12 protein-coding genes are annotated in these 12,131 nt (G+C 68.0%); 8 read left to right on the top strand and 4 right to left on the bottom strand.

Annotated features, from left to right (window positions below):
* Positions 1-37: 37 nt before the first annotated feature.
* A complete protein-coding gene (gene mug / locus NFL01S_RS02525) occupies positions 38-595 on the bottom strand; it encodes a G/U mismatch-specific DNA glycosylase (protein WP_062970954.1) in 558 nt (185 codons plus the stop codon).
* A gap of 104 nt (positions 596-699) precedes the next feature.
* Positions 700-1,686 (bottom strand): LysR family transcriptional regulator, encoded by a 987-nt coding sequence (locus NFL01S_RS02520; RefSeq protein WP_062970952.1) that lies wholly within the window; start codon positions 1,684-1,686, stop codon positions 700-702.
* Positions 1,687-1,882: 196 nt separating this feature from the next.
* Between NFL01S_RS02520 and NFL01S_RS02515 the strand changes: the two genes are divergently transcribed.
* From NFL01S_RS02515 to NFL01S_RS02480, 7 genes are all read left to right on the top strand, one after another.
* Entirely contained in the window at positions 1,883-3,148 is a 1,266-nt protein-coding gene (locus tag NFL01S_RS02515; protein WP_371851764.1) for a glutamate dehydrogenase, read from the top strand.
* 252 nt (positions 3,149-3,400) lie between these two features.
* Complete coding sequence (locus NFL01S_RS02510) at positions 3,401-4,498, top strand: WD40/YVTN/BNR-like repeat-containing protein (protein ID WP_062971358.1); 1,098 nt, start codon at positions 3,401-3,403, stop codon at positions 4,496-4,498.
* The gene (locus tag NFL01S_RS02505) at positions 4,479-4,775 is read left to right on the top strand and encodes a MoaD/ThiS family protein (protein WP_245670478.1); all 297 of its coding nucleotides are present in this window, start codon (positions 4,479-4,481) and stop codon (positions 4,773-4,775) included. Before NFL01S_RS02510 ends, NFL01S_RS02505 begins: the two co-directional genes overlap by 20 nt.
* Positions 4,776-4,886: 111 nt before the next feature.
* Positions 4,887-6,005 (top strand): alanine dehydrogenase, encoded by a 1,119-nt coding sequence (ald, locus tag NFL01S_RS02500; protein ID WP_062970950.1) that lies wholly within the window; start codon positions 4,887-4,889, stop codon positions 6,003-6,005.
* 251 nt (positions 6,006-6,256) lie between these two features.
* The gene (locus NFL01S_RS02490; protein WP_062970946.1) at positions 6,257-6,661 is read left to right on the top strand and encodes a nitroreductase family deazaflavin-dependent oxidoreductase; all 405 of its coding nucleotides are present in this window, start codon (positions 6,257-6,259) and stop codon (positions 6,659-6,661) included.
* Positions 6,662-6,839: 178 nt separating this feature from the next.
* The gene (locus NFL01S_RS02485; RefSeq protein ID WP_062970944.1) at positions 6,840-7,799 is read left to right on the top strand and encodes an NAD(P)H-dependent flavin oxidoreductase; all 960 of its coding nucleotides are present in this window, start codon (positions 6,840-6,842) and stop codon (positions 7,797-7,799) included.
* 101 nt (positions 7,800-7,900) lie between these two features.
* Entirely contained in the window at positions 7,901-9,043 is a 1,143-nt protein-coding gene (locus tag NFL01S_RS02480; RefSeq protein ID WP_062970942.1) for a N(5)-(carboxyethyl)ornithine synthase, read from the top strand.
* A gap of 124 nt (positions 9,044-9,167) precedes the next feature.
* Here the strand turns inward: NFL01S_RS02480 and NFL01S_RS37440 are convergent, their stop codons facing one another.
* Complete coding sequence (locus NFL01S_RS37440; RefSeq protein ID WP_062970940.1) at positions 9,168-9,821, bottom strand: VldE C-terminal domain-containing protein; 654 nt, start codon at positions 9,819-9,821, stop codon at positions 9,168-9,170.
* Between the two features lie 276 nt (positions 9,822-10,097).
* On the opposite strand from NFL01S_RS37440, the gene NFL01S_RS02470 reads away from it, so the two are divergent.
* Positions 10,098-11,651, top strand: a complete 1,554-nt coding sequence (locus NFL01S_RS02470) for an AMP-binding protein (RefSeq protein ID WP_062970938.1) — start codon at positions 10,098-10,100, stop codon at positions 11,649-11,651.
* 94 nt (positions 11,652-11,745) lie between these two features.
* Here NFL01S_RS02470 and NFL01S_RS02465 read toward each other — a convergent pair whose 3' ends face one another.
* On the bottom strand, positions 11,746-12,108 hold the full coding sequence (locus tag NFL01S_RS02465) for a cupin domain-containing protein (protein ID WP_062970936.1): 363 nt from the start codon (positions 12,106-12,108) through the stop codon (positions 11,746-11,748).
* Between the last annotated feature and the right edge of the window lie 23 nt (positions 12,109-12,131).

Below are 12,131 nucleotides of genomic sequence, written 5' to 3'. Positions count from 1 at the left end.
GAGGTGCGGCCGCCGGGCCGCGTCGCCTCGCTGGGGCTTATTCCAGTGCCGTGCGCAGCGTACGGAGTTCTGCGGCCAATGCATCCAACGTGTAGTGCGCATTGAGACCGCTCGGGTTCGGCAGTACCCAGACCTCGGTTTCACCGAGCGGGTCCGGCTGCCGGCCCACAGTGGTCCGCGGCCGGGCAAATGCCGTGCGATAGGCACCCAGGCCGAGGACCGCGAGGACCTGTGGACGGTACTTGCGCACTCGGTCCGAGAGGTTGCAGCCACCGTCGCGCAATTCCTGCGCGGTCAGTTCGGCGGCCTTCGCTGTCGTGCGTGGTACGACGTTCGTGATCCCCAGGCCCAGCTCGAGTAATTCGGCCTCCTCGTCGGGGCGGAATAGTCGAGGCGTGAATCCCGAGCGGAACAGCGCCGGCCAGAAGCGGTTACCGGGGCGGGCGAAATGATGTCCCGTCGCCCCGGACCACAGTCCCGGATTGATACCGCAGAACAACACCCGCAGATCAGCTGCCAGCACATCGGGAACGGTTGCGCCTTCGGCGGCCGCCAGCTCGGCCGGGGAGGGGCGGTACGCAGCGGAACGTGCCATCAGAACAGTCTGCCCCAACCTCCCGGCCGTCCGGGCAGTGCGGCCGACCGGCACCGGTTTGCCCCTTACCCGGCTGCCGGGGCAACAGATATGGCCGGGACGGTTCAGCCGAATCCGAGGCTCCCGCCGTCCACCACCGGCTGCGCCGGCGGTTCCGTAGCGACCGGGGCCGGGAGCGCGGTATCTGCGCCCAGGCCCTTCTCCGCGGCAGCGGTCCGGATCGCGTCCACCACGAGCAGCAGCGCGGCCCGGCGGGCCGAATTGGTGCGGTAGGCCAGAGAGACGGTCCGGGTGAGGATATCGCCGAGGGCGATGATGTCCACGCCCGCCGGTCGCAGGGCCAGGCCCAGATCCGATACCAGGGTCACTCCCAGGCCCGCCGCGACCATCGCCATCGCGGTCGCCTGCTCCTCCACTTCGTGGTCGATCCGCGGGGCGACTCCGGCCGACTGGAACGCCAGCCGCGCCGCCTGCCCGAAATGGGAGCGGGCCGGGGCGAGGATCCACGGATGCTCGGCCAGCTCGGCGAGTGTCACACTGGCCCCCGGCACCGCCCCGGACGGGACGGCGGCATGGATCCGTTCGACCGCGATCACCGCGCGCTGCAGGCCGCGGTCCCAGGCCATCGGGTAATTCGAATAGTCGAGCACGAAGGACAGATCCAGTGCGCCGTCGCGTACCGCCGCGGCAGTTGCTTCCGGGGCGAGTTCCCGCGTCCGCACCCTTATCCCCGGGTGGGTGCCGGCAAGGGAGGTGAGCGCGTCGGGCATCAGACCGGAGGCCACCGAGGCCCACACCCCGGCTGTCAGCGTTGCCGACACCGATTCGCCGGCGTCCTCGAGGGCTTGGGTCGCGCGTTCGACCGAGGCCAGGATCTCCTCGGCGTGCTCGGCGAGCAGGACACCGAGATCGGTGAGCTGGACGCGGCGACCGCGCCGTTCGAACAACCGGGTACCGACATCGCGTTCGAGCTGTGCGAGCTGCTGCGATACCGCCGACGCCGTATAGTGCAGCGCCGTCGCGGCCGCCGTAACCGTGCCGCGTCGATGCAGCTCGCGCAACATTCGCAGGCGAGGGATCGACAAGTCCATACAACGAGCCTAAGCGTTGTTCAGCAACGGTGAACAACGCCGTGAACCAACCGTAAATAGACGCGCGAGCAGGTACGACCGCACAGTTATGGGATCGGGCACACGTCGTGGCCGGGGACGAAGAAGTCCGGACGGAACATTTGCGCGCCGGGCTGCCGCATGCGGTGGTGACGGCCGAGCACGAAGGAGGTGGTTCATCGTGACGGCGATCGACAACCCTATGGGGGGTACCCCGCATATGACCGCGCAAACCTTTCCGGACATTTCCGCGGCACCGGCCCCGGCGCCACCGCTACGCCGGACCGAACCGTATATGCGTCTGCACTGGACGGATTCCCTGACCGGCGCGGTCGGCTACCTGGTTGTGCACACCCTGCGTGCGGGCCTGGCCACCGGCGGCACGCGGATGCGGGCCGGATGCAGCTTGCGGGAGGTCGAGGATCTTGCCCGCGGGATGGCCGATAAGACGGCCACCTTCGACCTGCCGGTCGGCGGAGCCAAGGGCGGTATCGATTTCGATCCGAAGGATCCCCGGGCGATCGGCGTGCTCGAGCGGTTCTGCGAGGCCATGCGCCCATGGCTCGACACACATTGGGTGACGGCGGAGGACCTCGGGGTTCCGCAGCACCTGATCGACGAGGTATTCGAGAAGCTCGGGCTGGGGCAGAGCTATCATGCCGCGATCAGCCGCGCCGGCGACCCGGCCGCGACCCTGGAACGGGTCCGCAACGGGCTCAACGCCGCCGTGGAGGGCGGGTTCCTGCTGGGTGATGTGATCGGCGGCTACGGGGTCGCGCACGCCTGCCTCGCCGCGGCGGTCTGGCGGGGCCGGGCGCCCGCCGAGACGACGGTCGCGATCCAGGGCATCGGCACCATGGGCGGTGCCGCGGCCTATTATCTGCACGAAGCCGGAATGAAGGTGACCGTGGTGGCCGATGCCGCCGGCGCGCTGTACTGCGCGGATGGCCTGGATATCCCCGCGCTGCTGGATTTGCGCGACGGTTTCGGCGAGGTCGACCGTACTCGGCTGCCCGAAGGTGTCGAACAGCTACCGCGCGCCGCGGTGCTTTCCGCCGAGGTGGACATCCTCGTTCCGGCGGCGATCTCCTACGCGATCACACCGGATAATTCCTACGATATCCGGGCCCGTGTCATCGTGGAGGCCGCGAATGCGGCGACCACCCCGGAGGCCGAGGCCATGCTCGCCGCCCGCGGCGTCCCGGTGCTTCCGGATTTCGTCGCGAACGCGGGGGCCGTGGCCTGGGCGTGGTGGCTGCTTCTCGGCGAGGTCGACGACAATCCGGAAAACTCCTTCGACCGGCTGCGCACCACTATGCACAGCAAGGTCGCGCAGTTGCTGGCCGCTTGGGCCGAGGAGGGGGTCACGCCGCGCGAGGCGGGTCACCGCCTGGCCGACGAACCGGCGCCGCCCGCCGCATCGGGTCCGGTTGTCATTCCCTGACAAGACAAGCAGTAAGGCCCCGATGGACGGTGTCTGCGCCGGTCGGCGATTGTGAATAGAGGATCGCCGCGGTCGAAGACGCCGCGCTCCGCCGCGACGCGAACGTCGGTCTGCTGGGGGCGATCACCGTGTGCGGTGATCGCCCCCAGCGCGTTCCGCGGCACGCTTGGTGTCCTGTTCTGCCGGAACCTGCCGGTTCCCCGGAGTATGCTCACGCGCGCCGGCGTGACGGTGACGATATGGAGGTACGTGATGGACGTACTGCTCGGAATCGGGACGCGCAAGGGATTGTTCCTGGCGCGCAGCAAGGACGGCCGGACGAACTGGGAGGTCGGTGCTCCCCAGTTCGCGGTGGCCGATGTGAAGGCCTTCGCGATCGATACCCGGCGGTCCACGCCGCGTCTGCTCGCGGGTGTATTGGACAGCCATTTCGGCCCGACCATGGTGGTCAGCGATGACTTCGGCGCCACCTGGAGCGAGCCGGACGACGCGCCGCTGGCCTTCCCGGAGGACACCGGGGCGGCACTACAGGGCGTCTGGCAGATCGCGCCCGCCACCGCGGCAGAACCCGACGTGGTGTACGCGGGCGCCGAACCGGCCGCGTTGTTCCGCTCCACCGACGGCGGCCGGACATTCGATCTGATACGCGGCCTGTGGGAGCATCCGCACCGGCCGGAGTGGATGCCGGGCGGCGGCGGTCTGGCATTGCATACGATCCTCCCGCATCCGGCCGATACCCAGCGGATGGCGGTCGCCATCTCCACCGGAGGCGTCTATCGGACCACCGACGGCGGATCGTCGTGGAAGCCTGCGAACAAAGGTGTCACCGCCGATTTCATGCCGGGCGAACTGCCGGAATGGGGACAGTGCGTGCACAAGGTCGCCGTGGACGCGGATTCGCCGAACACCATGTATCTGCAGAACCACGGCGGGGTTTTCCGCAGCACCGACGAGGGAGCGCGCTGGCAATCGATCGACGGTGGATTACCCGAATCCAATTTCGGTTTCCCGATCGTCGCGCACCCCCGTCGCTCCGGGGTGGTCTACACCTTCCCGCTGGTCGCGGATATGGAGCGGTTCCGTTTCCCGCCGGACGCGCGCTGCGCGGTGTATCGGAGCGAAAACGGTGGCGACACCTGGTCCGCGCAGACCGACGGGCTCCCGCAGGGCCCGTTCTGGGCGGCGGTCATGCGCGATGCCATGTGTGCCGACGACGCCGACCCGGCGGGCATCTACTTCGGCACCCGCAACGGCGAGGTCTACTGCAGTCCCGACGAGGGCGATCGCTGGCAACTGGTCGCCGACAAACTCCCGGACGTACTGTGCGTGCGTGCCGCGGTCGTCGGATAACGCCGTGGCCCGCGTCCGCCTGCCGTCCATGCTGCGAACCTATGTCGACGGCCAAAAGGAGATCGACGTCGAGGGGACGACTCTCCGCAGCATTCTGGATGCCGTTCGCGAGCGGTCGCCGGGACTGGAACGCCGGCTTCGCGACGAGAGCGGTCAACTACGCCGCTACGTGAATTTCTACATCGGCGACGACGAATGCCGCACCCTCGAGGGGCAGGACACACCGGTGGATGCCGGTACCGAGATCATGATCATTCCGTCGGTCGCCGGCGGGTGAATATGCCGAAGGGCCGCTCACTCATCTGCATGGGTGCAGTGGACCGGTGAGACCGTCGCGCCCGCACCTGTTTTCGGAGAGTCCTGCCGACCTGTACGAGTAGGAGAAGCAATGCGTATCGGCGTGCCGAGGGAGCTCAAGGATCACGAGTACCGAGTCGCCATCACTCCTATCGGCGTACACGAGCTGACGAGCCAAGGGCATCAGGTCGATATCGAAAAAGACGCCGGTCTCGGCTCCTCCATCAGCGACGACGAGTACGCCGCCGCCGGCGCACGGATCGTGGACCGCGCCGAAGACGTCTGGGGCGGGGCCGATCTGGTGCTCAAGGTGAAGGAGCCCATCGCCGCCGAGTACCCACTGCTGCGCGACGGCCTGGTGCTGTTCACCTACCTGCACCTCGCCCCCGACCGCCCGCTCACCGACGCACTCCTCCACCGAGGCGTCACCGCTATCGCCTACGAAACGGTCCAGCTGCCGTCGGGCGTCCTGCCGTTGCTCTATCCGATGTCGGAGGTCGCGGGCTGTCTGGCACCTCAGGTCGGCGCCCACTCACTGCTGAAGGCGCAACGCGGGCGCGGGGTGCTGATGGGCGGAGTCGGGGGTGTGGCCAATGCCCGTGTCGTGATCCTCGGTGCGGGGGTCGCCGGTCAGAACGCCGCCAATATCGCTCTGGGAATGGGCGCCGATGTCACGCTGCTCGATACCGACCTGGACAAACTCCGGATGTCGTTCTGGCGCTACCACAACCGGGTTCACGGGCTCGCGTCGTCCCGCCTGGCCATCGAACAGGAGGTCGAGCAGGCGGATCTGGTGATCGGCGCGGTGCTGATTCCGGGAGCGTCGGCGCCCAAACTTGTCGGCAACGACCTGGTCGCACGGATGAAACCGGGGTCGGTGCTCGTCGATATCGCCATCGACCAGGGCGGCTGCTTCGAGGATTCGCGGCCGACCACTCATTCCGACCCCACTTTCCCGGTGCACAATTCGACCTTCTACTGCGTGGCGAATATGCCCGGCGCCGTACCGAACACCTCGACCTACGCCCTCACCAACTCGACGCTGCCCTACGTGGTCGCTCTCGCGAACAAAGGCTGGCGCGCGGCACTGCGCGACGACCCGGTGCTCGCCAATGGTCTCAACACCTGTGCCGGTGGCATTACCAGCGAACCGGTGGCCGAGGCCCATCGACTCACGCCCGTCGCGCTCTCCGATGTTCTCGACCAATAGAGCCGGTGTGCCGGAATGGTCGCGGCCGCGGCCACCGGGCATGCCGTGATGCCCGGCAGCACCGAGCCGCGCGACACGCATCGGTTCGGCGTATCGGAGTCCATCACCTCGGGCTGTCGATCGGACATCGGCGCGCAGGCCTGCGCAACTGGAGGGAGTACATTCGCCGGTATCGCCACATCCCGTTCTGTCTACGCCGCTGGTTCGTGCTGTGGGACCGGCGGATCCGAGTGAAGTGAGGTGTTCGCCAGATGCCCGCGCCCCGATGGATCGCTCGCGCAAACAAGGCCGGCCTGAACCGGATCACGAAGTTCATCGCACCCTGGGCGCCGGGCTGGGCGGTGGTCGTCCACCGCGGACGCCGCTCCGGCCGGATATTCCGGACCCCGTTGTGGGCCTTCCGCCGCGGCGACGGATATGTGATCGCATTGACCTACGGCGCTGAATCGGACTGGGTGCGTAACGTTCTCGCCGCCGGCGGATGTGAGCTCGAGTCGCGGCGGCGTCGCTACGCGGTCGGTTCGCCGCGTGTCTACCGGGACGAGTCCGCCGGCGATATGCCGGCATTCATCCGATTCATGCTGCGCCGGGTGATCAAGGCACCGGAATTCCTCCGGGTCGAGGTGATCGCCGAGCGGGGCCCCGGCAGTAGGTGACCGCCGAAGTCACGGCCTTGTGCCGACACTCTGATCGGTGCGAGGACCGCCGAGGACGATTCCGCTTGCCGGCAGGGCGAGTAGCTGCCTGAACTGTCCGGGGTGGCGGGTACGGTCGCGGGGAGAACCGGATCGGGCATCCTCGATGCCGGCGCACAGACGAACGAGGTGAACCGTAGTGCTGTCGACGCCCTGGTCGCGGGCGATGGGTTTGCGCGCGCCGATAGTCAACGCCCCGATGGGTGGTGTGGCCGGTGGCCGGCTGGCGGCCGCCGTGACCGCCGCCGGTGGTCTGGGAATGATCGGGATGGGCAGTGCGGGCTCGGCCGCCCGGCTGACCGATGAACTGGAAATGCTCGGTGCGGTGTCCGGTCCGTTCGGCATCGGGCTGGTCGATTGGGTGCTGGCACGGGAACCCGACTTGCTCGATACTGCTCTCGCCGCGCGTCCGACGGTGGTGTCGGTCGGATTCACCGGAGATTTCGCGTGGGTGCAACGGCTGCACCGGCACGGTGTCGTGGCGGTAACCCAGGTCTACGACGCGGAACAGGCCCGCCGCGCCGCCGACGCCGGAGTGGATGTGCTCGTCGCCCGGGGCGCGGAAGGCGGCGGTCACGGGGCGCCGCTGCTGGGTACCCTGCCGTTGCTCGATGCCGTGCTGGACGCGGTGGAGGTTCCGGTGCTGGCCGCCGGCGGGATCTCCTCCGGCCGGACGCTGGCCGCGGTGCTCGCGGCCGGTGCCGCGGGCGCCTGGCTGGGAACGAGGTTGTCGGTGTGCACCGAGGCCCTCACTCCGGACCACGCGCGTGCGGCGCTGGTTCGCGCAAGGGCCACCGATACCGTCGTCACGCGCGTCTTCGATATCGGTCAGCAGCTGCCCTGGCCGGCCCGTTTCCCCTCGCGGGTACTGCGCAACGATTTCACCGGGCGGTGGGGGCACCGCGAGGACGAGCTGACCGGGAACCTTGCGGCCCGCGACGAGCTGGCCGTGGCCATGGCAGCCGACGATCCCGAGGTGGCCCCGGTGGATGCGGGCCAAGGGGTGGGGTCGGTGACCGCGAGCGCTCCGGTGGCCCGGGTGATCGACGAGCTGTGTGCGACCGCGGAGAATGCGCTGAGCAGCTGGTCCACCCACTGAAACCGCTGTGGGAGCCGGGTTTCGGCAGTAGGCGGGCAGCCGGTGCTGTACCGGCTCGGAGGTGCTGTCGACCCGTCCCGCACCACGCGTAGGCTCATATAGTGAAACAACTGACGATCGGGGCCATTGCGTCCTCCCATAAGGAGGACGAGCATCGGCTCGCGATCCATCCCGCGCATCTCGCGCGGATCGACCCGGCAACCCGCGCGGGGATCTTCCTCGAGTACGGCTACGGCAGCCGGTTCGGCTTTTCCGACGTTCAGCTGGCGCCGCTGGTCGCCGGTCAGCGGACACGTGCGGAGCTGGCGGCCGAATGCGATGTGCTGTTGCTGCCCAAACCGATGCCCGCAGACCTCGAGACGCTGCGCCCCGGCCAGGTCGTCTGGGGCTGGCCGCATTGCGTGCAGGACCCACTCATGACCCAGCGGGCTGTCGACCGCGGCTTGACCCTGATCGCCTGGGAAGCGATGAACCATTGGACCCCGGCCGGAGATTTCGGATTGCACGTCTTCCACAAGAACAACGAGCTGGCCGGCTACTGCTCGGTTCTGCAGGCGCTGGCGCTGCGGGGTGTCACCGGCGACTACGGCCGCCGGTTACGTGCCGCGGTCATCAGTTTCGGTGCCACTGCCCGCGGTGCGGTGCGGGCGCTGTCGGCGCAGGGAATCAGTGATGTCACGGTACTCACGCAGCGTAGTGTCGCGGCGGTGGCTTCTCCGTTCGCATCGGTGCGGATGCAGAAGTTCCAGCGCGATCCGCGAAACCCGGGCCGCACGCTGGCCCTGCAGGACCCGGAGCCGGGACCGCTGGCCGAAATGCTGGCCCATTACGACATCATCGTCAACTGCATGTTCCAGAACACCGAGGAGCCACTGCTTTTCGTGCTGAACGAAGAGCTCGGGCTGTTCCCCCGCGGGACCCTGTTCATCGATGTCTCCTGTGACGCGGGGATGGGATTCGAATGGGCGCGTCCCACCTCGTTCGCCGACCCCATGTTCACTGTCGGTGACGATCTGCACTACTACGGTGTCGACCACAGCCCGTCCTATCTGTGGAATTCCACCACCTGGGAGAACTCGGAGGCATTGCTGGAGTACCTGCCGGTGGTCATGGGCGGTCCCGCCGCCTGGGACGGCAACGAGACCATCCGGCGCGCGATCGAGATCCGCGAAGGCCGTATCCAGAACCCGCGGATTCTCAGCTTTCAGGGCCGTGCCGCAGCCCATCCGCACGCGGTGCTCTGAGCCGGGCGGCCGCCGCGGCGTACGGCTGCGGGGCCACCACTACTTGGGCGCCGGCCGGGAAGGCCGGCGATATCGTTGGACTAGGCGTTCGCCGGTCGGGGGCCGGAGCCGCGCATGACCGCGATCAGCAGGTGACGAACACATCGGCGGCCGGTTCGAACGAGACGTGGACGTGGTCGTAGTGGTTCTGGGTCGGGCTGCCCCGATCCTCCATATACGACCATCCGCTGCCGTCGTTGTACTGCTGCTGCCAGATCACGTAGGACACGCCGAAACGCTCTTTGTTGGCGAGGACGAAATCGGCGATGGCGTTGCCGTTCGCGGGATCGGAGGTCATGAAATCGAGCGCCAGACCGGCGCCGTGCTCGCCGTCGTAGCGGCCGTTGGCGCCGCCGATATCGGCGATCCCGAATGTTCGGCCGATGAGATTTCCCACCTGGGCCACATGCGGTTGTGTTCCGGCGAGTTCGGTGGAACACGCGACTGGGGGAGGCGGCGGGGGCGCGAGGCGCTTCAGGTACCTGGCCGGTTCTCGGGGTTTGTCGACCGCCGCGACGGCCTCGGCCGAGGGCGGCGCGGGGGCCGGCGGGGTTTCCGACGCGGCGCCCATGCCGGCCGCGGGTGTTGCCTGCGTATCCGCCGCTACCGCGGTGGCTTGCGGAGCGGGAGTGGGGCGGGCCATTACCGACAGCGCGATGACGGCCGTTGCCGCGACCGTGCTCCCGGCTAGCGGAGCGATCTTCCGGGCTCGGGCCGGCTTGCGATGTTGACCAGGCATGATGGTGACTACTCGTAACGCTCGGAGACAAGATCACTGTTAGATTACGAAAGGGTCGCGGCAAAGTCACGGCAACTCGCTGGCGTACTCGAGTCATCGCTCGGCGAGTCGAATGCCGTGCGCGGCGGCACGGGGCCCGCGTGGGTTCGGACGCCTGCCGGCGGTCCGCTATGAGAATTCCGGCCCCACCCTCGCCGCTGCGAGAGACAATCGTCGGACCGCCGGCAGGATCCCCGGATCCGTCTCGCGGCCACGCGCACGATTCGTAGGAGGGCCATGTTCGTCCCGTTCAGCGTCGCCGATTTCCTCGACCGCGCCGAAACCGTGTACAGCGACCGTATCGGTGTGGTCGACGAACCCGTGCAGCCCGCACCCGGACAGGGCTCGCTGACCTACGGCGAGGTTGCCGGGCTCGCCCGCAGGCAGGCCGCCCGGCTCGACGAACTCGGTATCGGAGCCGGTGAACGGGTTGCGATCGTCAGCCACAATTCGAGCCGGCTGCTGACCTCCTTCTTCGGTGTCAGCGGCTGGGGCCGGGTTCTGGTGCCGATCAATTTCCGCCTGCGCCCCGACGAAGTGCGGTATATCGTCCAGGATTCCGGAGCCCGCGCCCTGTACGTGGACCCCGAACTCGCGGATTCTCTGGCCGATATCGATTGTGAACACACCTTCGTGCTGGGTTCCGACAGCGACCTGTACGCGCCTGCGGGGTCGGTCCCGCGGCCGTGGGAGCCCGACGAAGCCGCCACCGCCACCATCAACTACACCTCCGGCACCACCGCACGCCCGAAAGGTGTGCAGATCACCCACCGCAATATCTGGGTCGATGCCGTCACCTTCGGGCTGCACGCCACGATCAGCGACCGCGACGTCTACCTGCACACCTTGCCGATGTTCCACGCCAACGGCTGGGGTCAGCCGTTCGCGATGACCGGTGTCGGCGCCCGGCATATCGTGCTGCGCAAGATCGACGGCGCCGAGATCCTGCGGCGGGTCCGCGATCACGGTGTCACGGTGATGTGCGCGGCCCCCGCGGTCGCGGCCGCCGTCCTCGAGGCCGCGCAGACCTGGGAGGGCGAGATCCCCGGCCGCGACCGGGTGCGGATCATCATGGCCGGGGCACCGCCGCCGACGAAAACCGTTGCCCGCGTCGAACAGGAACTCGGCTGGGAGTTCATCCAGATCTACGGCCTCACCGAAACCTCGCCGCTGCTCACCGTCAACCGCACACGGGCGGAATGGGACGATCTCGATCCCGAGGCCAAGGCGGCGAAGCTGACCCGCGCGGGCGCGCCGGCACTCGGTGTGCGGCTGCGGGTCGAGCAATCGGAGGAGGGCGCGGGCGAGGTGCTGGCCCGGTCGAATGTGGTGATGGACGGCTATTGGCGCCGGCCGGAGGAAAGCGCGGCGGCGCTGGAGGGCGGATGGTTCCGCACCGGCGACGGCGGTGCGATCGGCGACGACGGCTACCTGACCATCGCCGATCGCAAGAAGGATGTGATCATCACCGGCGGTGAGAACGTCTCGTCGATCGAGGTCGAGGACTGCCTGTTCTCCCATCCCGCCGTCGCCGAGGTGGCGGTGATCGCGGTGCCGAGCGAGAAATGGGGTGAAACGATCAAAGCCCTGGTCGTGCTCGACCCCGACGCGGCGCCGGGGAGCGCGACGGAAGCGGAGCTGATCGCCTGGTGCAAACAGCGGCTGGCCGGCTACAAGGCGCCGACCTCGATCGAGTTCCGGGACGAATTGGCTCGGACCGCGACCGGCAAGCTGCAGAAATTCAAACTGCGCGAACCGTATTGGACCGGCCGGGACCGCCAGGTCAGCTGAGTCCTGCCCGGCGGTGTACCGGTCACGGGATAGGTACACCGCCGGACAGGCCGAGTGTTTTTCCTGGCGGGGCCGAACCGGTGCTCAGCCGGTATCACCGCTTGGCGTAGTCGGCGACACCCTGCCAGTCGATCATGACGCAGGGCTCTTCTCCGACGGTCCAAGCATCGTGCCCGGGCGGGACGATCATGAAATCGCCGGGCCCGTATTCCTGTTTCTCACCGTCGTCCATGACCACCGCCAGGTGCCCCGAGACGCAGTAGCCCATATGGGGCGCCTGGCAACTCTCGGTGCCGGCGATCGGTTTGACATGTTCCGACCAGTGCCAGCCGGGTTCGAATACGGCCCGGCCCACCGGGCCGGCGCCGAGGTTGATCAGGTCGAGTTGCCCCGTGCCCGCCTCGAACGGGCGAGTTTCTTCGGGCGAATCGAAATTCTTGCGTACCAAACGGGCCATGGCCGTTCTCCTCGGTACTAGTG

It is taken from the genome of Nocardia flavorosea NBRC 108225 (assembly GCF_001613385.1).
GTDB lineage: Bacteria > Actinomycetota > Actinomycetes > Mycobacteriales > Mycobacteriaceae > Nocardia > Nocardia flavorosea.
Note: the sequence above shows the minus strand (reverse complement) of the source record. Positions and strands in the feature narration are given on the sequence as shown.